A 21510-nucleotide genomic window follows, 5' to 3' on the forward strand; every position below is an offset into this window, starting at 1 on the left:
AGGCGTCACCGCGCGGCGACGGGTTCCGGGTCCGGCAGGTCCTCGATCACCTTCGGCACGCGGCGCAGCGTGACCAGGGAGAGCAGCGCCACGGCGGTCGCCAGCACCGCGGCGCACAGAAGTGCCGTGTGCATGCCGGTCACGAACGCCTCCCGGGCCGTCGCGGCGACCTCCGCGCCCGCCCGCCCGGGCAGCGCCGCGGCCGCCTCCACCGCGCCGGCGAGCGAGTCGCGCGCCGCCGCGGCCGCGGGCGCGGGCGTCCCGGCGGGCAGCTCCAGCTCGCTCCGGTACACCGCGGTCAGAACGCTGCCGAGCACCGCCATCCCCAGCGCCCCGCCCAGCTCGATCGCCGTCTCCGAGATCGCCGACGCGGCGCCCGACCGCTCCTTCGGCACCGACGCCAGCACCGTGTCGCCGGTGACCGTCATCGCCATCCCCATGCCGAGCCCCGCCAGCAGCATCGCCGGGAGCATCAGCGGGTAGCCGGTGTCCAGCCCGATCGTCAGGAACAGCGCGTAGCCGACCGCCGAGACGCCCAGGCCGAGCGCCACCACCCGGGCGCGGCCGAGCAGCGCGATCAGCGGCGGGGCCAGCGCGGCGCCGCCGAGCATCGCGCCCGCCGCGCCCGGCAGCCCCGCCAGGCCCGCCTTGAGCGGGCCCCAGCCCAGCGCGAGCTGGAAGAACATCGAGAAGATCAGCGACTGCGCGACCAGCGCGAACATCGCGAACATGTTGGTGACGACCGCCCCGGAGAACGCCGCCCGGCGGAACAGCCGGACGTCGATGAGCGGCTCGGCGGCCCGCGTCTGCCGGACCGCGAACGCCGCCAGCGCGAGCGCCCCGACCAGCACCGCGGCCCACACGCGCGGCTCGTCCGCCCCGTGCGCCGCCGCCTCCTTCACCGCGTACACGACGCCGAGGACCCCGGCGATCGACAGCGGCACCCCGAGCAGGTCCGGCCACCCGGTGAGCAGGTTGCGCGACTCGGGCAGGACGAGCGCGCCCGCGACCAGCGCGACCAGCATGATCGGCACGTTGATCAGGAACACCGAGCCCCACCAGAAGCGCTCCAGCAGCGCGCCGCCGACCACCGGGCCGAGCCCGACCGCGAACGCGCCGAGCCCGAAGAAGCCCCCGACCGCCGCCGTCCGCTCCTTCGGATCGGTGAACACCCGGCGGATCAGCGACAGCGCGGACGGCATCAGCGTCGCCCCCGCGACGCCCAGCAGCGCCCGCGCCGCGATCAGCGCCTCGGCGGACGGCGCGTACGCCGTCACCGCCGACGCGGCGGCGAACACCGCCGTCCCGATCAGCAGCAGCCGGCGGTGCCCGATGCGGTCGCCGACCGCGCCCATGGTGATGAGCAGCCCGGCGAGCGCGAACCCGTAGGCGTCCGCGATCCACAGGATCTGCGTCGCCGTCGGATCGAGGTCCGCCGACAGGTGCGGGATGGCCTGGTTGAGAGCGGTCAGATCGATGGCGGGCACCAGCGCCACCAGCGCCCCGACCGCGAAAACGCCCCGTTTGCGGGCTGGACTGTACGACATGCGGACGAGCGTCGCCGGGCGCGCTGACCGTCCGCGCACCGTCCGCTGACCGCCCGCGCACCGGCGGCCGGGCGGGCGCTCCGCCTCAGGAGCGGGGGAGCGACGCCAGCGCCTCCGCGGGCGACAGGGCGGCGCCGCTCGCGTAGCGCTCCTCGAACCCCGCGTCGCCGAGCAGCGCCCGGGCGGACGCCTCGACGCGCTCGGCGTCGTGGTCGCCCGGGATCTGCACGCCGCGCAGCGCCCGCGCCGCCCCGAGCAGCACCGCCGCGCGCTCCCCGTCGCCGCCCGCCACGGCGAGACCGGCCAGGCCCACCGCCACGTTCGCCCGGTAGCCGAAGATCGGATGGTCGTGCGCCATCGCCAGGGCCTCGCCGAACAGCTCCCGGGCGCGCCGCACGTCGCCGTCGTCCAGGGCCAGCCAGCCGAGCCCCACCAGCGTGGCGCCCCGGACGGCGGCGACGACGAACCGGTCGGACGCGTAGCCCGTCCGCGCCGCCTCGTACAGGCGCCGCGCCTCCGCCCGCTCCCCGCGCAGCCGCGCGATCTCGCCGAGCCCGTGCACGGCGGCCGCCACCTTGTCCGGCGTCCCGGCCCGCCGGGCCAGCTCCGCGGCGCGCTCGAAGTCGAGGCGGGCGCCGTCCAGGTCCCCGCCGTGGATGCGCACCTCGCCGCGGCGGCACAGCAGGTCGGCGGTGTCCTCCAGCGCGCCCAGCTCCCCGACCAGCTCCAGCGCCTCGCCGAGCAGCTCCAGCGCCGCGGCGCGGTCGCCGCGCCAGTCGGCGAGCTGCGCGAACGGGTCCAGGCAGTTCGCCATGCCCCACCGGTCGCCGATGGCGCGGAACCCCGCCAGCGCCGCCGCGCACGCCTCCTCCGCCCGCGCCCGGTCGCCGGAGAACTGGTTGAGGAACCCGTCGCTCATGTCCATCAGCGCCCGCGCCCACGGGTCGTCGCCGATCTGCTCGACGAGCACGGCCTCCCGCGTCCGGCCCGGGCCCGCCGTCATCGCCCACAGCACGGTCGTCGCCGGGAACGCCAGCAGCCGCCGGACGCCCGCCAGCGTCCGCTCCGCGCGGTCCAGCCACCCGAACACCGCCGGGCCCGTGCCGCCCGCCGACACCACGTTGCACACGCACAGCACGTACTCCTCCTCCAGTCCCGGAGGAGGTTCGCCGCCGATCTTCTCCAGCAGCGCGGCCGCGAGCGGCGCCCCCTCCACCCGGCCCCGCAGCCACCAGTACCAGGACAGCGCCGCGATCAGCCGCAGCGCGCGGGCGGCGTCGCCCGACTCGACGCACCGGCGCAGCGCCGCGTGCAGGTTCGCGTGGTCCGCCGCCAGCCGGTCCAGCCACGCGAGCTGGTCGGCGGCCCGCAGGTGCGGGTCGGCGCGCAGCGCCAGGTCCAGGAAGTGCGCGGCGTGCGCCTCCCGGAACCGCTCGTCCTCGCCGGCGTCCGCGAGCCGCTCCGCGCAGAACGCCCGGACGGTGTCGAGCATCCGGTACCGGTCGCCGCCCCCGTGCGGCTCCAGCTGCACCAGCGACTTGTCCACCAGCTCGGCCAGTACCTCGTCGGCGTACTCCAGCCCGCAGACGTCCGCGGCGGCCGCCACCGTGAACCCGCCGGCGAACACCGTCAGGCGGCGCGCGAGCGTCTGCTCGTCCGCGCCGAGCAGGTCCCAGCTCCACTCGACGACCGCGCGCAGCGTCTGGTGGCGCGGCGCGGCCGTCCGGTCCCCGCGCGACAGCAGCCGGAACCGGTCGCCCAGCCGCGCCGCGACTTCGCCGACCGGCAGCGACCGCAGCCGCGCCGCCGCCAGCTCGATCGCCAGCGGCAGCCCGTCCAGCGCCGCGCAGATCCGCAGGACGTCCGCCGCGTTCGACGCGTCGACCGCGAAGCCGGGCCGCACGGCCGCCGCCCGGTCGGCGAACAGCCGCACCGCCGGATACCCGGTGAGCTCCCCGGGCGGCGTGCCGGGCGGCGGCAGCGCCAGCGGCGGCAGCGGCCACACCGCCTCCCCGGTGACGCCGAGGACCTCCCGCGAGGTGGCCAGCACCCGCAGCGACGGGCATCCGGCCAGCAGCCGCCGCGCCAGCCCCGCAGCCTCCGCCACGACGTGCTCGCAGTTGTCGAGGACGAGCAGCATGCGGCGTCCGGCCAGCGCGGCGGTCAGCCGCTCCACCGGGTCGGCGGGACGCTCGCCCGGCGCCTGCCGCATCGCGCTCTCCCGCAGCCCCAGCGCGGCGAGCAGCGCCCGGCCCGCGTCGCCCCGGCCGACCGGGGCCAGGTCGACGAAGCAGACCTCGCCGTCCTCGCGGGCCGCCGCCTCCACCGCCAGCCGCGTCTTGCCCGCGCCGCCCGGCCCGAGCAGCGTCACGAGGCGCCCGGCGGCGAGCATCCCGCCGACGTGCCGCACCGCGTCCTCCCGGCCCACGAAGCTGGTGAGCTGCGCGGGCGGCGGCACGGCGCGCGGGGCCTCCACCGGTTCGCGGGCCGGCCCGCCCGCCGCGTCGCCGCGCAGGACGTCCAGGTGCGCCGCGGCCAGCTCGCGGGACGGGTCGGCGCCCAGCTCGTCCGCCAGCAGCCGGCGGCCCTCCTCGAACACCGCGAGGGCCTCGGCCTGTCGCCCCGCGGCGTGCAGCGCGCGCATCAGCAGCGCGCGCGCCCGCTCCCGCAGCGGGCGCTCGTCCACCAGGGCGCGCAGCTCCGCGAGCACCGCGCCGGGCTCGGCGCCCGACGCGAGCGCCGCCGCGCCGTGGTCCTCGACGGCCGCCGCGCGCTCGTCCTCCAGCCGCACCGCGCGGACCGCGGCGAACGGCGCGTCCACCCCGGCCAGCGCGGGCCCGCGCCACAGGTCGAGGGCCTCCCGCAGCAGCCCCGCCGCCCGCGCGTGCTCCCCGCGCCCCGCCGCCGCGCGCCCCTCCCGCGCCAGCCGCGCGAACCGGTGGACGTCCACGGCCTCGGGCTCGACCGCCAGCCGGTACCCGGCGGGCCCACCCTCGACGAGCGCCGCGTCGCCGAGCCCCCGGCGCAGCCGCGACACCTGCGACTGGAGCGCGTTGCCCGCACCGCGCGGCGGGTCCTCCCCGTACAGGCCGTCGATGAGCCGCCCGGCGGGCACCACGCGCCCCGCCTCCAGCGCGAGCATCGCCAGCAACGCCCGCACCCGCGGCCCCCCGACCACCACGACCTCCGCCGCCAGGCCGTTGTTCGCGGCGAGCTCGGTTATGTGGCCGCTGTCCGCGGCGGGCCCGCCACCGGTCCCGCCGACGGAGCCGCCGCCCGCGGGCCGGTCGTCCCCGGCGGGCTCGGTCGTGCGGCCGCCGGCCGGGGCGGCGACCGCGACCGCCTCGCCCGGGAGCGCGGCGCCTGCGGGGGCGCCGGGCGTCGCGGGGGGCTTTGGTGCGGCGCGTTCGTTCGCGTCGCGCTTCGCCGTGTCCCGGCGGACCTCGACCGCACCCAGCACCCCGAACCGCATGCGCCCGATTCTTCCGCATCCGGGGCGCACGCCGCACAAGCGGGCGAACCGGCGGGACAGAATAGCCGTTCGCATTGCACCGGGGGTGCGATTGCGCATTTCTCTGGCCGCGTTTCCAGTGGAACGCTCCGAGGCGCCCCGCCGGGGGATCCGGGCGACGACGAAGACGTCATCCGGACATTTCTGGCAAGCCCGAGAGCCGCCGAGAGTTCGCCCGCCGTCGCCTTGACGTGACGCGGTGCGTCGCGCTTTGCTTGCGAAGTCCAAAATCCCCCCAGCGTGAATCTCGAGGCCGAATGTCGCACGCGACACCGGACGGGAAGGCGGCCATTCCGCGGGCCGCGCATTCACCCCGTCCGCATTGCGGTTATCGGACATCCGAATGGAGTCCGCCCGTCCCGCCGGAGTGACCCCCGCACCTCTCCGGCAGGACGCGCCGCGCGCCGCGTCACCTCGTCCGTCACGAAAGCCGATGATGAACACAACCCCGCTCCCGTCCGCTCCGGGGCCCGCGCCGCTGCTGCCCGCCGCCTGCGCGGCCGTGCTCGCCGTCGCGGCGCCCCTGCTGTCCGGGGGCGACACGGGACCGTTGCAACGGGGGCTGGCCGCCCTGCTCGCCGCCGCCGCCCTCGCCGCCGCGGCGGCCGCGTGGCGGCTGCACGCCCGCTGCCGCGCCGCGGTCGCGGCCGCCGCCCGGGACGCCGCCGCGCACGCCGCGGAACTGCGCGCCCGCGACGACGAGCTGCGGCGCCGCGACACGGCCGAGCTCGACCGGGAACGTGCCCGGCACGCCCACGTCGCCGCCGCCGTCGCGCAGCGCGACGCCCTCGCCGCGATGGCCGACCACCTGGTGACCGCGCAGCTGCCCGCCGCCCTGCGCGGCGAGCCCGTCCCGCCGCCGCTCGCCGGCGACCCCGGCACCGCCCCCGGCGGCGCCGCGCTCGCCGCCGCCCGGGACGCCGCCCTCGAGGCCGTCGCCGGGCTGCGCGCCGACGCCCGCGGGCGGCTCGAGTCCCAGCAGCTCGCGACCGTCGCGCTCGCCCGGCGCGTCCAGTCCGCCATGCACCGGGTCCAGGCCGAGGCCGCCGTCACCGCCGAACGGCACAGCGACCACGCCGAGGTCTACCTCGCCTGCCAGGCCATCGACCACCTCGCCGCGCAGTCCGCCCGCCTCGCGCAGGGCCTCGCCGTCGCCGCCGGGACGTGGGAGGGCCAGCAGTGGGACACCCCGATGCGGCTCGCCGAGGTCGTGCAGTCCGCCGCCGCCCGCATCGAGGACTTCCAGCGCGTCCGGATCGAGGGCGACCCCGACCTCGCGGTCGGGCCCGTCGTGCTCGAGGCCGTCATCCACGTCCTCGCCGAACTGCTCGCCAACGCCACCGAGTCGTCGCCGACCGCCGCGCCCGTCACCGTCCGCGTCACCGCCGCCGCCCAGGGCGCCGTGTTCCGCATCGACGACCACGGCGCCGGCCTCGAGGAGCCCCGCCTCACCCTCGCCCGCGAACTGCTGGACGGCTCCCGCGAGGTCACCCTCGCCGAGATGGGCGAGGTGCCGCGCCTCGGCTTCGCCGTCATCGCCCGCTACGTGCGGCGGCACGGCTTCAAGGTCAGCCTCGGTGAATCCCCCTACGGCGGCCTGCAGGCGGTCGTCCTCGTCCCCGACGCGATGGTCACCGACCCGCCCGCACCGGGCCGCCGCGCCGTTCCCGCGCCGCCGGACGTCCCGGAGCCGCGGCCCGAGCCGTCCGCCGCGCCGGACCCGGCGGGGGACGACGGCGGCGCCGACCCCGGCGACGTCCTCCCGCAGCGCGTCGCGCGCCGCGGCCGCCACCGCGCCGCCCTCCGCCCGGCCCTCCCCGCCCCCGCCCCCCCGCCGGTCGCGGCGCCGCCGGAGACGCCCGAGGAGGCCGGGGCGCTGATGGACGCCCTCATCCCGCACACCCCCGCGTCCGGCGCGCCCGCGCCGAACACCCCTGCGCCGGACGCGCCCGCCCCGCCCGCGGGGCATCACCGCACCGACGACGACAGGAGGACCGATGACGGCTGACCAGGACTGGGTGGTGGCGCGGCTCGCCCGCGTCCAGGGCGTCCGGCACGCCATCGTGTGCACCGTGGACGGCCTGCTCAAGGCCCGCTCCGCCGACACCGGACGGGACGAGGCCGACCGGCTCGCCGCCCGCTGCAGCGGGCTGCTGTCCCTCGCCCGCGACCAGGCCGGCGAGTTCGGCACCGGCGCCAAGGCCCTGCACCAGCTCATGGTCGGGCACGAGGGCGGCTACCTGTTCGTCCGCGGCGCCGCCGCCCGCTCGTGCCTCGCCGTCGTCACCGGCCCGGTGATCAACGCGGCGCTCGTCGCGCAGGAGATGCAGGCGACCGTGCTCAAGCTCGGCGAGCAGCTCGCCACGCCCGCGCGGGGGAGCGGCTGACTTGTCCGGCCCCGGCGAGTACCGCGACACGCCGCTGCGGGCCTACGTGGTCACCGGCGGCCGCGCCGCCGGCCCGGGAGCCCGGGTGGGGGTCGACACGCTGCTGAAGACGGTCCCGCCGCCCGGCGGGGCCGCCGAACCGCTCCCGGCGGACGCCCCGCCGCAGCTCCGCGCGCTGCTGCGGCTCTGCGGCGGCGGCGTCCTGTCGGTCGCCGAGGCCGCCGCGCACCTGGAGCTGCCGGTCAGCGCCGTCCGGGTGCTGGTCGGCGACCTCGTCGCGGCCGGCCGCCTGCAGACCCACGCCGGCGGCCTCACCGAACCCGGAATCGACCTGCTGAAGGAGGTGCTCGATGGGCTCCGCGCCCTCTGACACTCCCTCTGATCCGCCCGCCCCGCCCGCCCCCGCCGGCCCGTACGTCCCCGACACCGTCGTCCGGACGGCCAAGATCCTCGTCGTCGGCGACTTCGGCGTCGGCAAGACGTCGTTCATCGGCTCGGTCAGCGAGATCCGCCCGCTGCGCACCGAGGAGCCCATCACCGCGGCCAGCACCGGCGTGGACGACCTCGCGCGGCTCCCCGGCAAGACGTCCACGACCGTCGCGATGGACTTCGGGCGCGTCACCCTGAACCCGTCCCTCGCCCTCTACCTGTTCGGGACGCCCGGCCAGCGCCGCTTCTGGGACATGTGGGCCGGGCTCGCCGAGGGCGCCGTCGGGGTGCTGGTCATCGTCGACTCCCGGCGGCTCGCCGGCGGCTTCGACGTCCTCGACCAGGTGGAGACGCACGTCGCCGCGCCGTTCGCGGTCGCCGTCAACCACTTCCCCGACACCCCGCCGCACCCCCACGACCGGCTCCGCGGCGCCCTCGACCTGCTGCCGCACACCCCGATCGTCGACTGCAACGCGCTCGACCGCGACTCGTCCGTCGCCGCCCTCGTCACGCTCGCCGAGCACGCCCTCACCGTCCGGGAGCCCGCCCCGTGAACCCCCTGCCGCTGGCGGCCACCACCACCTGCCCCGACACGTGGCCGGTGTTCGACCGGCTGTGGCGCGACCACGGCCCCGTCGCCCCGGTCGAACTCGAACCGGGCGTGCACGCCTGGCTCGTGATGGGCTACGAGGAGCTCAAGACGGTCACCGGGTCGCCGCGGCTGTTCTCGCGGGACGGCCGCGACTGGCGCGCCTTCCAGGACGGCACCGTCCCGCCCGATTCGCCCCTCGGGCCGATGATGTTCTTCCGCGACAACGTCATCGGCCACGACGGCGCGGAGCACCGCCGGCTCCGCCGACCCATCGAGGACGCGATCGCCGCCGTCGACCACCGCCGGCTGCGCCGCACCGTCGAGTACCTGTGCCGCGGCCTCATCGGCGCGTTCGCCGGCCGCGGCTCCGCCGACCTCGTCGCCGAGTACGCCGCGATCGTCCCGCTGCTGGCCATCGGCGGCCTCATCGGCTTCGACCCCCGGCAGAGCCGCGAGCTGCGGGACGCCCTGCGGGCCCTGTTCGGCTCCGGCGAGGACGCGCAGGACGGCAACCGCCGTTTCGAGGCCCTCCTCGGCGGGCTTCTCGCCGCCCGCCGCGAGCGGCCCGCCGACGACGCCGCGTCGCTCCTCCTCGCGCACCCCGACCTGCGCACCGACGCCGAGGCGCTGCAGTCGATCGTCGTCCTCGTGTCCGCCGGGAACCACACGACGATGAGCTGGATCGCGCAGACGCTCCGGCTGATGCTCACCGACCCCCGGTTCGCCGGACGGGTCCGTGGCGGGCGGCTCGGCATCGACGACGCCCTCGACGAGGTCCTCGCCGTCGCGCCCCCGATGATCAACATGCCGGCCCGGTACGCGCTGCGCGACACCGAGCTCGGCGGCCGCGCCATCGCCCGCGGCGACGCCCTCGTGCTCGGCCTCGCCGCCGTCGCGCACGACGTCCGCGCGCACGCCGGGTCGCAGTTCTGGCAGCGCGGCAACCGCGCCCACCTCGCCTGGAGCGCCGGCCCGCACGCCTGCCCCGCCCGCGACCCGGCCCGCACCATCGCCCGCACCGCCGTCGCGACCGTCCTGCACGCGCTGCGCGGCGTCCGGCTCGCCATCGACCCCGACGACCTCGAGTACGAGCCGTCCCCGTGGACCCGCTGCCCGGCCCGGCTCCCGGTCACCTTCACCCACGCCGACCCCGGAGGACAACATGGCAGACATCCCGGCGGACATCCCGGTCATCGAGCTTGACCCCACCGGCGCCGACCACCAGGGCGAGGCGGCCCGGCTGCGCGCCGCCGGGCCGGTCGTCCGGGTCGTCCTCCCCGGCGGGCTGCGCGCCTACGCCCCCACCACGCACGCCCTCGTCGCCGACCTCGTCCGCGACCCGGCCGTCAGCAAGGACTGGCGCAACTGGAACGCCGTGAAGACCGGGGCCCTCACCGACGACAACCCCATCGTCGGCATGATCAAGGTGACGAACATGGTCACCGCGGACGGCGCCGAGCACCACCGCCTCCGCCGCCCCGTCACCCGCACGTTCACGAACGGGCGCGTCCAGGAGCTCGCCGCCGGCGTCCAGGCGACCGTCGACGCCCTCCTCGACGACCTCCCCGCCGCGGGCCCGGTCGATCTCCGCGCGCGCCTCGCCGTCCCGCTGCCGCTGCGGGTCATCTGCGAGCTCCTCGGCGTCCCCGAGGACGAGCGGCCCCGGCTGCGGCACCTCGTCGACGGCATCTTCCGCACCGACACCGCACCCGAGGAGGTCGCCGCCGTCCAGGCCGACATCCCGCGGTTCCTCGCGGACCTCGTCGCGCACTGCACCGCGCACCCGTCCGGCGACCTCACCAGCGCCCTCATCGCCGAGGACGCGCTCGGCCCCGAGGAGCTCGCGGGCACCCTCTGGGTCCTGCTGACCGCCGGGCACGAGACGACGATCGGGCTGATCACCAACACGGTCCGCGCCCTCCTCACCCACCCGGACGCCCTCGCGACGGCGCGCGGCGCCGACACCGGCACGTGGAACGCGATCATCGAGGAGGTGCTGCGCTGGGACCCGCCGATCGGCAACTTCATGGCCCGCTACCCGCTCGCGGACCTCGAACTCGGCGGCGTCACGATCCCCGCGGGCGAGGCGATCATGGCCCCGTACACGGCCGTGAACCGCGACCCCGCCCAGCACGGCCCCACCGCGCACCTCTTCGACGTCGCCCGGACGCCCCGGGCGAAGCACCTCGCGTTCGGCGACGGCCCGCACGTCTGCCCCGGCGCCCACCTCGCCCGCCTCGAGACCCGGCTGGCCGTCCGGAGCCTCGTGGCGCGCCACCCCGGCATGCGGCTCGCCGCCGACCCCGCCGACCTGCCGCCCGTCCCGAGCCTCTTCACGAACTCGGCGGCGGCGCTGCCCGTCCACCTCTGAGCGCAGCCCTCAGGGAACGCCGGACGGCTCGGACGGCTCCGCCGGTTCGGCGGACGCGAGCCGGGCGGCGACCCGGGACGGGTCGGGCCAGCGGACGTCGTAGGCCCAGCCGGCCTGCTCGAACAGCCGGATCAGCCGGGCGCTCGGGTCGTAATGCCCCTTGAGCACCCCGTGCCGGGCGCTCGTCGGGTCGGCGTGGTGCCAGTTGTGCCAGCCCTCGCCGAGCGTGAGGTAGGCGACCGGCCGCAGGTTCGTCGACCGGTCGCGGGTGCGGAAGTCGCGGTCGCCGAAGGCGTGCGCGAGCGAGTTCACCGACCAGGTCGCGTGGTGGACGAGCGCGTACCGCACCAGGCCGCCCCAGAACAGCGCCGTCCACATGCCCGCCCACGACCACGACCACAGGCCCCCGACGGCGGCGGGCAGCAGGAAGGACAGGACGACCACCGCGGGGTAGGCGGCGTCCAGCCGGCGGACGTCGGGGTCGGCGAGCAGGTCGGGCACCCAGTGCCGCCGGTCGGACCTGCGGCGCGCCGTGAAGAACCAGCCGACCTGCGCGTGCAGCAGCCCGCGCGCGAGGCCCCGGCCCGTCTCGCCGTACGCCCACGGCGAGTGCGGATCGCCGGGCCGATCGGCGTACTTGTGGTGCCGGCGGTGCTCGGCCGCCCACAGGGTGACCGGGCCCTCCACGGCCAGCCCGCCCGCGAGCGCCAGGCCGATCCGCAGCGGGCGCCGGCACTTGAACGAGCGGTGCGTGAACAGCCGGTGGTAGCCCACGCTGATGCCGTAGATGCTGATCACGTACATGGCGAGGGCGATCACCGCGTCGCGCGGGCCGATGCCCCGCCCCCAGGCGACGACGACGCCCGCGGCGAGGGCCGCCGGCGGGAGCGCGACGAGCACGATCAGGTACGCGCCGCGCCGGGCCGCCGAGATCGCCACGGTCTCGGCGGCGGGTGCGGTTCCGGGCATCGGTTCCCCTCGTTGGTCCGGTGGACGCTGCCCATTGAAGGAGGCACCGGGCACCATCGACAGTATCCGAAGAGTGATGAAGTCGTCACAAACGGTCGCCATGTCCTGGCTTTTGGCAATCACGCATTGTGATCATCATCACGTATCGCTAATCTCCCGCCACGACTCGTGATCCACCGTGCTCAGGGCGGCGGAACCCCCTCCCGCCGCCGCCGGAACCAACCGAAGCAGAGGTCCGCCGCATGCAACGGTCCGAACAGACGATCACCGAGGGTTACCTGCGGGAGTACGACGCGGCCGTCCGCCGCGACCCCGCGGCGGCCCCGGCGCTCCTCGCCGGCTGGCTCCGCACCGACTGGCGCCCCCTCTTCGCCGAACTCCGCGCGCGGCGCCCCGTCCTGCTCGCGCCCGGCCTCGCGCTCGTCACCCGCTCCCCGGACGTCCGCGAGGTCCTGTCCCGCTGGGAGGTGTTCACCGTCGCCGCCTACACCGACCGGCTCGAGGGCGCCCTCGGCGGCCCGGTCGTCCTCTCCCGCGACGCCACCCCGCTCAACTGGCGGGAGCGGGGCCTCATGCAGATCATGCTGCCGCCCGAGGACGTCCCCGCGGTGCGGGAGCTCGCGGGCCGCGCCGCCGACGCGGCCCTCGACGCCGCCGAACCGCACGGCCGCATCGAGGCCGTCGGCGGCCTGTTCCGCCGCGTCGCGCTCACGGTCTGCGCCGAGTACTTCGGCTTCGCCGGGCCCGACGAGGCGACCCTCTCGCGCTGGTCCCGGGCCGTGATCACCGACGTCACCGCCAACCTGGCGGGCGACCCCGCCGTCCGCGCGGAGTCGGCCGCCGCGGGCCGCGCGATGATGGACCACCTGCGCGAACGCCTGGCCGAACGCCGGGCCGCCCCGGGGCACCGGGACGACGCGCCCGGGGACGTCTTCGACCGCCTGCTCCGCACGCCGCTCCCCGCCCGCGCCGGCGTCGACGACGAACGCGTCCTGATCAACGTCGCGGCGCTCATGCTCGGCTTCGTCGAGAACGCGTCCGGCTCCCTGGTGCACCTCGTCGCCGAGCTGCTGTCCCGCCCGGACGAGCGCGCCCGCGCCGCGGCGGCCGCCCGCGGGCCCGACCCCGCCCGGTTCGACGGCCACGTCTGGGAGGCGCTGCGCTTCGACCCGTTCCTCAAGGTCATCACGCGGTTCTGCGAGCGCGACCACGTCCTCGCCGCCGGGACGCCGCACGCCGCGACCGTCCCGGCGGGCACGCTCGTCCTCGCCGCCGCGGCGTCCGCGATGTTCGACGGGGACGCCGTCCCCGACCCGGACGACTACCGCCCCGGCCGCCCCGCCGACGTCTACCTGCACTTCGGGCACGGCCCGCACGCGTGCGTCGGCGTCCACCCCGGCGCCGCGGTGATCGCCGAGGTCGCGCGCCGGCTGCTGCGGCGGGACGTCCGGCTCCTGCCGCCGCCGGACGGCGACGTCGTGCGCGACCGCGGCGTGTTCCCCGACCGGTTCGTCCTCGGCCTCGGCCCGTCCGGCGAAGGGAGCGCCTGACATGCCCGGCGCGCGCAGCATCGCGACCGACGGCGCGGCCAACCGGCTGCGCTACCTGGCCCTCACGCACGGGCGCCCGCTGTGGCGGGCCGCCGAGAGCGTCCGCCCGCTGCGGCGCGGGCTCAACGCGGCCATCATCGACCGGGCGATCCGCGAGATGCCCGGACGGCCCGAACCGCTCAGCACCATGGCCCCCTACACGTCCTGGGCCTCGCTCACCGACAAGACGTTCAGCGGCCGGCACCTCCCGCCCGTCCCCGCCCGGGACGGCGCCCGGCCGACGCCCGAACGCGCCGCCGGCCTGTTCGCCCGCACCGGCGACACGATCCCGTGCCCGCGCTCGACCGTCCTGTTCGCCTACTTCGCGCAGTGGTTCACCGACGGGTTCCTGCGCGGCGACATCGCCGAACCCCGCGACCCCCGCCGCACCACCTCCAACCACCACGTCGACCTGAACACGCTCTACGGGCTCGACGCCGCCGCGGCCGCCGCCGTCCGGACCTTCGAGGGCGGCCTGCTCAAGAGCCAGACGATCAACGGCGGCGAGTTCCCGCCGTACCTCTGCGAGAACGGCAAGATCAAATCCGAGTTCGCGGGCCTGCGGGTCGTCCGGTTCGAGACGCTCCCGGACGAGCGCCGCGACCGGCTCTTCGCGCTCGCCGGCGACCGCGGCAACACCCAGGTCGGCTTCACCATGCTCACCGTCCTGTTCCTGCGCGAGCACAACCGGGTGGCCCGCCTGCTCGCCGAGCGGCACCCCCGGTGGGACGACGAGCGCCTGTTCCAGACGGCCCGCAACATCGTCATCGTCGAGGTCGTCAAGCTGGTGATCGAGGAGTACATCAACCACATCACCCCCTACCACTTCCGCTTCCTGCTCGACCCGGCGCTCACCGGCCGGCTCGCGGGCGCGCCATGGCAGCGGGAGAACTGGGCGTCGGTCGAGTTCAACCTCGTCTACCGCTGGCACAGCCTCATCCCGTCCGCCCTGGTCGTCGGCGGGTCCGAGCTGCCCGTCCCGGCCACCCTGTTCGCCCCGGACCTGCTCCCCGAGGCCGGGCTCGGGCGGCTGTTCGAGGAGGCGTCCGAGCAGCGCGCCGGACGCATCGGCCTGTTCAACACCGACCCGAGCCTGTACCCCGTGGACGTCGCCAGCATCGCCGACTCGCGGGCCCTCGAACTCGCGCCCTACAACGACTACCGCGCGCACTGCGGGTTCCCGCGCGTCCGGCGGTTCGAGCACGTGTCCGGCGACCCGCGGGTGAGCAACGCCCTGCGCGAGCTGTACGCGAGCGTCGACGACCTCGACCTGTACGTCGGCCTGTTCGCCGAGGAGCCGAGCTCCGCGCGGGCCATCCTGCCGCCGCTGCTCACGAAGATCATCGCCATCGACGCCTTCTCGCAGGCGCTGACCAACCCGCTGCTGGCGCCCCGCGTGCTCACCCCCGAGACGTTCACCCCGCTCGGCATGCGGATCATCGGGAGCACCCGGACGCTGTCGGACGTCCTGCACCGCAACGTCCCGGAAGACCCCCGCCCCCGGTTCGTCTCCATGACCCGGCGCGGCGCGTGACCGGAGGACCCGTGACCGCCGAAACCGCCGACGAAACCGCCGAAACCGCCGCGGAACTGCGCCGCGCCGCCCGCGAGCTCGCCGAGACCGCGGTCGCCGTCCGCGAGGCGTCCGCGCACGCCACCGCCGCCCTCACCGGCGGCGCCGCCCTCGCCGCCCTCCCGCGCGCCCCCGTCGCCGCCGCCCGCGCCGAACGGGCCCTGGTCCGGGCCGTCGCCGGCCGCGGCGGGCTCGGGCACGCCCTCACCGGCGGCCCGCTCGGCACCGCCGCGGCCCGGCTCGGCGGCATGGCCGGCGCCGGCAGCCTCGCGATCCGGCTCATGGTCACCTCGCTGCGGCTGCGCATCACCGCCGTGAGCCTCGCCGACCCCGGGCTCCTGCGCGACCCGCTCGTCCGGCGGCTCGTCGACGCCGTCGCCGCCGACCGCGACCTCGACTCCGCCCGCGCCCTGTACGCCCTCGTGCGCGACCGCGGCGCCGTCCGCGCCCTCACCGCGATCGCCCCGATCTTCGGCGAGGTCCTCGCGCTGCGCGCCCTGCTCGACCAGAACCCGCTCAACGACGCCACCGCCTGGCTCATCGCGACCGGCGCCGGCACCGCGACCGCCGACCCGCTCACCGGCATCAGCAACCGCGCCATCGCCGCCCTGGACGCCGGCGCGGGCGCGGCCGTCCGCACCCCCTACCCGGCCGACCGGCTGCGGGACCGCGGCTCGATCCTCGACTTCCTCGCCAACATCTGCGCCCTCGGGCCCGGCGGGCGCGCGCTCGTCCAGACCGTCCGCGGCCCCGACGGCGTCGACCGCCACGTCGTCCACGCGCCCGGCATGAAACTCGGCGTGCCCGACGACGCCTCGCCCTGCGACCTGCTCGGCGCGTTCAGCAGCACCGTCCGCGACGGCGGCCCCTACAGCCGCGCGCTCGCCCGCGCGATCGAGGACTACGGCGTCCCGCCCGGCGCGGAGATCGCGCTGATCGGCCACAGCGCCGGCGGCGCGGCCGTCATGAGCCTCGCCCAGGACGCCGCCTTCTGCGCGCGACACACCGTCACCCACGTCGTCGCCGTCGGCTCCCCGGTCGACTTCAAGCGCCCGGCGTCCCCCGGCACCTGGGTCGCCAGCGTCACCAACCAGCACGACATCATCCCCGCCCTCGACGGCCAGGGCGCCGGAACGTGCATCGACCGGCCCGGCTGGTACGTCGTCGACTACACCGACCCCACCCACCTGTTCCCGGCCTGCCACTCCGCCGAGCACTACACCGCCAACCTCGCCGACGACCTCCCCGAGCACCGCGCGGAGATCGACCGCAACCTCGCCCCCTACCACGGCCCCGTCACCCGCTCCCAGGTCTACAGCCTGTTCGACGACGCCCCGCCGGCCGCCCCCACCCGCCGGACGGTCGCCGGCCGCGAGCTCGACCTCCCGATCGCCTGCCGGTCCGGGGCCGCCCTCACCGCCTTCTTCACCGCGGACCCCGGCCCCGCCCGCGACCTGCTCGGCACCGCACGTCCCGTCCTCCTCGGCGGCCGCGCCCTCGTCGTCCTGCACGCCTTCGACAACCGCGACACGAGCCTCGGCCCCTACCGCGAGGCGCACCTCGGCATCGTCGTCCGGCACCCGCTCGCCGTCCGCTTCGTCGACTCCGTCTACAGCACCGCCGCGACGACCGAGATCGCCCGCGAACTGTGGGGCCACGCCGCCACCACCGCGGACATCGCCCTCGACCCCGCCCTCACGATCGGCGACGCCGCGTCCCTCACCGGCGACCTCGGCCCCGCGCTCCCGGCGGCCGAACGCGGCGTCGCCGTCCACTCCCTCCTCGACGGGACGCCCCTGCGCTCCCGCATCGACGTCCGCGGGCCCGCCCGCCTGCACCCGGCGCCCCGCGCCCGCCTGACCGTCCGCGGCGACCACCCGATGGCCCGCCGCCTGCGCCTCCTCGGCCTGGACGGCGCCCGCCCCCTGCTGTGCCGGACGTCCCGCGAGCACCGCTCGACGCGCACCGAAGGCGTCCCCGCGTGACCCGCGACCACGGCGACACCCTCGCCGCCGACGCCCGGACCATGGCCGAATGCGCCGACCGCCTCCGCGCCCTCGCCGCCCGCCTCCGCACCCGCGACGCCGTCCCCGACTGGCTGTTCACCGCCCTGCACGAGCACATCACCGCCTGCGTCGTCGCGTCCGAGGAACTCGCCGAGGCCGCCGCCCGCCTCCGGGCCCTGCCGGACGATCCGCGCCCGCCGCGCGGCCGCCGGTAGCATCCGGCTGGCAGACCGTCCGCGCGACATTCGAGGGTGACGAACGTGTTCCAGGCCTCCCAGCTCGACCTGCGGTCCCTCCCACAGGACCTGCACTACCGCCTGACCGACCCCGGCACCGGCGCCGTCCTGGCCGACGTGTCCCCGGTCGTCGTGGGGGAGGAGCGGAAAGAGGGATTCCTCAAGCGGTTCATGCGCTCCTCCGGACCGACCCTGACCCCGCCCAACGCCCAGCACCACGTCCCGCGCGTCACCCTCCGGGTTTCGGACGCCCAGAACTCGACCCTCTTCTTCGTCGACCGCCCGGACAAGCTCGCGGGCAACGTCTGCCCGCCGCACTACGCCGTCGTCGCCCCCGACGGACGTCCGATCGGGCACCTCACCAACGAGCACCGCGCGGCCCTCGACCCGCCCGCCGGCCCCCTCGACACCGACGGCCTCACCCTCGTCGCAGGCCGCGCCCACCTGCGCGACCCGAACCACCAGGTGCTGTGCGACGTCGTCGTCCGGATGGCGCTGCCCCCGTCCGCCGACCCGAACGCCCCGCAGGACCCCGCGTCCGACGCCGTCCGCTACCTCGGCCCCGACGGGACGCTGTGGGCCCGCCGCCTCGTGTCCGGCCCGGCCACCCAGGTCAACCCGTCCGCCCAGCACCAGATCCGCATCCTCCTCGCCGCCCACGTCATCGCCACCGCCCTCGACGAACGCCTCCACACGTCCATCGCCACCTCCTCCTACTCGCCCCCGTCCCCCCTCGACCCGGGCGCCGAACCGTACCCCGGCCACTCGGACGCCCACGCGTCCTACATGAGCCACCAGGAGGAGTTCATCGAGTGGTACAAGGAGGAGATGAACCGCCGAGCCCGCAACATCGGCCGAGGCGCCGACATGGGCTTCTGACCCCCGAACCCGTCCGGCGCCGCTTTCGATGCGTTCCTGCCCGCGACTCCTCCATTTCGGGTGTCCAGAATGGGGAGGCGTAGTCGCGTCCGAAGGCATCGCCCGTTCGCCGATCGCCTTTGCGGGGAGCAAACGGGCGATCCTTCCATGCGGTGTATCCTCCCCGCGACGTCGACTCGCGACGAGGAGCCTGGCATGCGGAGTCGCGAAGCCGATGCGGCTCGAGGACTACGACGGCGTCGAATCGATCCGTCTGGTGGGCAACGACGGAACGGTATGGGCGAAGATCATCGGAATGAAAGAGCCGGTATTCCAGCATGCTCCGAACGTTCCGCCCCGGCTCAAAACCCTTCTTGTCGCCTTCATGCTCTACAGAGAGCTGGACGAACGCCTGCACGTCGAGCCGTTCGCGCGCTTCATCCCGTCCTTCACGCCTCCCGAACCGCTCGAACCCGGCCACGAGCCATATCCGGGCTACCGCGACGTCCACAGGTCTTACCTGAGCTACCAGGAAGAATTCATCGGGCAGTACAGGAAGCGCAAGCAGGGAATCAGAAAGCGAGCCGCCGGAGCCACCTGACGGCGGCCGCGATGCGGTGAACCCGTGCAAGGCGCCAGCTCGAGACCCGTCGCGTCATGGTCTTCAGTGCCCTGTGGAGGCGCGGCCGGTGTCCGGGGTCACCAGGCCGGAGCTTGAGGTTTCGGGTGACCGGAATGACGTTTCATTTGTTCTGAGGGTCATCGGGTGACTCGAAAACCATCGTTGGCCGTCGACGGTGCCTCCCGAATCGCTCCACGCGCGCTCGAACCAGGCCGCGAACTGTATCCTGGCTACAGAGACGTACACTCCTCATATATGAGGTATCAGGAGCAATTCATTGAACGCTACGAAGCGGACCGGAAAGCGAGGCGGTGAAGGGCCGTAAACTCTATGTGGCGGCGATGGCGGAACTTGCGATAAGCGTTCACGCGCCCGGCGGTGCCGTTCGTTCTGCCGGACGATTCGCTCACAAGTTCCTGTTCCAAGGCGGCGCCTCGTCGTCGACCTTTGTTGAACATCCCGCGTCCTGCGATGAACGGAAGGCGTGGTGCGGTATCTTAACGCAAGATGCCGAGGCCGAGTGGAACCGGCGTGGAGGTGCGGCCGCCATGGTGCCCAACGTGTACGACGCTCCCGAACTGGAGTTGCTATTCCTCTCGAACGACCTGCACTACCGCCTGGCGACTCCGACGGGTGGGGACGTCCTGGTGGACGCGGCGCCGGTCGTCATCGATGAGGTACCGGAACTAGGCGTTCTCAGACGTTTCAAGAGCGCATTCTCTCCGACCACCGGGGTTCCCGTCGAAAAGCACCACGTGCCGCGCGTAACGCTCCGGGTCTCAGACGTCCAGAACTCGACGCTTTTCTTTATCGACCGTGCCGCCAAGCTCCCAGGAAACGGCTGCTCACCGCGCAGCACCGTCGTTTCCCCGGACGGTCGGGTGATCGGCCACCTGACCAATGACCACTACAGGCGGCTGGAAATGCTGAACGGTCCGGTCGACTCCGATGGGATGACGCTGATCGGCGGCGGAGGGCAGTTGCGCGACGCGGGTGGCGGTGTGCTGGGGAGCATCGCCATGCGGGCAGACTGGACGTCCGCCGCGGTGCAGGCGCTCGAAGACGGCGGTGAAACGGACATTGACACCATGCGCATCATCGGAGCCGACGGAACCGTATGGGGGAGGAGCCGGGGCGTCCACTCCAGGCTCTACTTCACAGGCGATGTTCCGCGCCGGCACAAAGCTCTGATCGCCGCGCAACTGATCGCGTCGGGAATGGACGAGCGTTTGCAGGCCGTCTCCGGCGGCGCCTCCTACCGGGCACCCGAACCGCTCGGTCTCGGCTCCACCCCGTATCCCGGCTACGAGAGCATACACGCCGACTACATGCGTTACCAGGAGGAGTACATCGCCTGGCACAAGAAGGATATGGGGCGCCGGGCCGGCTCCTGACCGTTGTCGGCACCGCCATCGCCACGGCCCGGTGCCTCGGCGGCAGAGCCGAGATCACGCGTTCACAGGTTCTTGTCCCATGGCGGCGTCTCGTCTTCAGGTTTTTTGTTGATGCTCCCGTCGAACCGGTTGAACACCGGTGAGTTGACATTGTACTTGTCGCTGTAATCGTTCTTGTCGTTGAAGTTGCCTTCGTACTCGGCCTTCACTCCTGTTTTCGGGCTCTCCACGCCGCCCATAAAGGTTTTGTTCTCGAGGCTCTCCTTCTCGTTCCACTCCAGCTTTCCGCCGACGGTTCCGGCGCCCCAACTGTTCGGGTCGCCCACCTTTGCCTTGAGTTCGACGTCCTGCCCCTGAAAGTCTCCGTCCTTGATCTTGGCGTGGTAGCCGCCCTCGCCCTCGAGTACCCCACCGGCGCTCGTCACCTTGCCGCCGACCCCGAGATTCCACGTCTTGTCGATGCCGCGGTCGGCGTCCAGGTCGATGTTCCCGGTGGGCACCAGCCCGGACCTCGTCACGAAGTTCAAGCCGGAGTTGGCGAGTCCCTCCGTGATGTTGGCCGCAGCGCCTGCAGCACCTGTCGCCAGCGCCTTGTTGAAGGCGGCGGAGGCGTTGTGGGCACCATTGCCCTCTTGCGAGTTCGTCGTGATGTATGCCCCGCCGAGCAGGACCGCGGCCGCCCCCGTGCCCACCGCGACGAGGATGCCGCTTGCCACGGTGGTCACCTTGATTCCGACTGTCACGAGCGCAAGACACTTGGCATAGGTTGCGGCGGCGGCAGGCGCGCCCACGCCGGTCGCCGCAGCGGCCGCGGCGACGGCCGCCACGGCGGCGAGAGTGCCGAGATAGACGGCCATCCCCATGGCGAAGACCGCGTAGGTGAACAGTGCCCACGCCACGACCATGATCGCCGTCTGAACGGCGGTGCAATAGGTTCCCAGCGTGTCGAGTTGTGCCCCGAAGTCTCGGACCTGGCTTTCATAGAGGGGACGGTCGTCCATGGTCCACGCTTCGCCGGGGATCGCCTCGGCGAGTTCCCTGATGTTCTGGGCGGCCTGATGCAGTTCTTTCGCGGTGTCGGCCCAGTCCTGCGCGCACTTCTCCAGCTTGCTCGGCTTGCCCGTGCACTGCTTGTACATGAAGACGATCGTCAATGCCGGCGGCAGCGGCACGCTCGCGGCCGTGGCCATGGCGGTGGCGATCTGCATCATGCTTTCGGCGGTCCCCACCACCGATCCGCCCGTGGCCCCGGCGATCAGGGCGCCGCCACCGGCGAGAGCGCCCGCCCCGGCGCCGCGCTTGAGCCCGCTCGAATGGGCCCGCTGTGACTCGGGCGTGTGGGGGGTGCCTCGGTCGCCCGATTGCTGGCCGCTTTGACGGTCGGGTGGAGGGGTTCCTTGCTCGCCCGGTTGTTGAGGTCCCTCAC

17 protein-coding genes are annotated in these 21510 nt (G+C 74.8%); 13 read left to right on the forward strand and 4 right to left on the reverse strand.

Annotated features, from left to right (window positions below; genetic code table 11):
* Positions 1–5: 5 nt before the first annotated feature.
* Positions 6–1547, reverse strand: a complete 1542-nt coding sequence (locus AB0L25_RS23010; protein WP_500174697.1) for an MFS transporter — start codon at positions 1545–1547, stop codon at positions 6–8.
* 85 nt (positions 1548–1632) lie between these two features.
* The gene (locus AB0L25_RS23015) at positions 1633–5019 is read right to left on the reverse strand and encodes an AfsR/SARP family transcriptional regulator (protein ID WP_500174698.1); all 3387 of its coding nucleotides are present in this window, start codon (positions 5017–5019) and stop codon (positions 1633–1635) included.
* 472 nt (positions 5020–5491) lie between these two features.
* Between AB0L25_RS23015 and AB0L25_RS23020 the strand changes: the two genes are divergently transcribed.
* The 6 genes from AB0L25_RS23020 to AB0L25_RS23045 are packed head-to-tail and all read left to right on the forward strand — an operon-like array spanning position 5492 to position 10837.
* A complete protein-coding gene (locus AB0L25_RS23020; RefSeq protein WP_500174699.1) occupies positions 5492–7066 on the forward strand; it encodes an ATP-binding protein in 1575 nt (524 codons plus the stop codon).
* On the forward strand, positions 7056–7445 hold the full coding sequence (locus tag AB0L25_RS23025) for a roadblock/LC7 domain-containing protein (protein WP_500174700.1): 390 nt from the start codon (positions 7056–7058) through the stop codon (positions 7443–7445). The genes AB0L25_RS23020 and AB0L25_RS23025 overlap by 11 nt, the downstream gene beginning before the upstream one ends.
* A 1-nt stretch (position 7446) precedes the next feature.
* Positions 7447–7815: a DUF742 domain-containing protein gene (locus AB0L25_RS23030; protein ID WP_500174701.1), complete on the forward strand. Its 369-nt coding sequence runs from the start codon at positions 7447–7449 to the stop codon at positions 7813–7815.
* Positions 7796–8428 carry a GTP-binding protein gene (locus AB0L25_RS23035; RefSeq protein WP_500174702.1) on the forward strand — a complete coding sequence of 211 codons (633 nt, stop codon included), beginning with the start codon at positions 7796–7798 and terminating at the stop codon, positions 8426–8428. Before AB0L25_RS23030 ends, AB0L25_RS23035 begins: the two co-directional genes overlap by 20 nt.
* On the forward strand, positions 8425–9669 hold the full coding sequence (locus tag AB0L25_RS23040) for a cytochrome P450 family protein (RefSeq protein WP_500174703.1): 1245 nt from the start codon (positions 8425–8427) through the stop codon (positions 9667–9669). Before AB0L25_RS23035 ends, AB0L25_RS23040 begins: the two co-directional genes overlap by 4 nt.
* Positions 9629–10837: a cytochrome P450 family protein gene (locus AB0L25_RS23045; RefSeq protein WP_500174704.1), complete on the forward strand. Its 1209-nt coding sequence runs from the start codon at positions 9629–9631 to the stop codon at positions 10835–10837. The genes AB0L25_RS23040 and AB0L25_RS23045 overlap by 41 nt, the downstream gene beginning before the upstream one ends.
* 9 nt (positions 10838–10846) lie before the next feature.
* On the opposite strand, the gene AB0L25_RS23050 is transcribed toward AB0L25_RS23045, so the two are convergent.
* Positions 10847–11806, reverse strand: coding sequence for an acyl-CoA desaturase (locus tag AB0L25_RS23050; protein WP_500174705.1), 960 nt, complete (start codon positions 11804–11806; stop codon positions 10847–10849).
* Positions 11807–12048: 242 nt separating this feature from the next.
* On the opposite strand from AB0L25_RS23050, the gene AB0L25_RS23055 reads away from it, so the two are divergent.
* The 7 genes from AB0L25_RS23055 to AB0L25_RS23085 all read left to right on the forward strand — a co-directional run bounded on the left by AB0L25_RS23055 (position 12049) and on the right by AB0L25_RS23085 (position 20084).
* Positions 12049–13356, forward strand: coding sequence for a cytochrome P450 (locus AB0L25_RS23055; RefSeq protein WP_500174706.1), 1308 nt, complete (start codon positions 12049–12051; stop codon positions 13354–13356).
* 1 nt (position 13357) lies between these two features.
* Positions 13358–14929, forward strand: coding sequence for a peroxidase family protein (locus AB0L25_RS23060; RefSeq protein ID WP_500174707.1), 1572 nt, complete (start codon positions 13358–13360; stop codon positions 14927–14929).
* Between the two features lie 11 nt (positions 14930–14940).
* Positions 14941–16953, forward strand: a complete 2013-nt coding sequence (locus tag AB0L25_RS23065; protein ID WP_500174708.1) for a hypothetical protein — start codon at positions 14941–14943, stop codon at positions 16951–16953.
* The gene (locus AB0L25_RS23070) at positions 16950–17189 is read left to right on the forward strand and encodes a hypothetical protein (protein WP_500174709.1); all 240 of its coding nucleotides are present in this window, start codon (positions 16950–16952) and stop codon (positions 17187–17189) included. The genes AB0L25_RS23065 and AB0L25_RS23070 overlap by 4 nt, the downstream gene beginning before the upstream one ends.
* Positions 17190–17234: 45 nt before the next feature.
* Positions 17235–18089, forward strand: coding sequence for a hypothetical protein (locus tag AB0L25_RS23075; protein WP_500174710.1), 855 nt, complete (start codon positions 17235–17237; stop codon positions 18087–18089).
* Positions 18090–18303: 214 nt separating this feature from the next.
* Entirely contained in the window at positions 18304–18669 is a 366-nt protein-coding gene (locus AB0L25_RS23080; protein ID WP_500174711.1) for a hypothetical protein, read from the forward strand.
* A 332-nt stretch (positions 18670–19001) separates the two neighbouring features.
* Positions 19002–20084 carry a hypothetical protein gene (locus AB0L25_RS23085; RefSeq protein WP_500174712.1) on the forward strand — a complete coding sequence of 361 codons (1083 nt, stop codon included), beginning with the start codon at positions 19002–19004 and terminating at the stop codon, positions 20082–20084.
* Positions 20085–20146: 62 nt separating this feature from the next.
* Here AB0L25_RS23085 and AB0L25_RS23090 read toward each other — a convergent pair.
* A partial coding sequence (locus tag AB0L25_RS23090; protein WP_500174713.1) for a hypothetical protein occupies positions 20147–21510 on the reverse strand: 1364 nt, incomplete at its 5' end.

It is taken from the genome of Spirillospora sp. NPDC052242, assembly GCF_040679555.1.
Classification (GTDB): Bacteria; Actinomycetota; Actinomycetes; order Streptosporangiales; family Streptosporangiaceae; genus Spirillospora.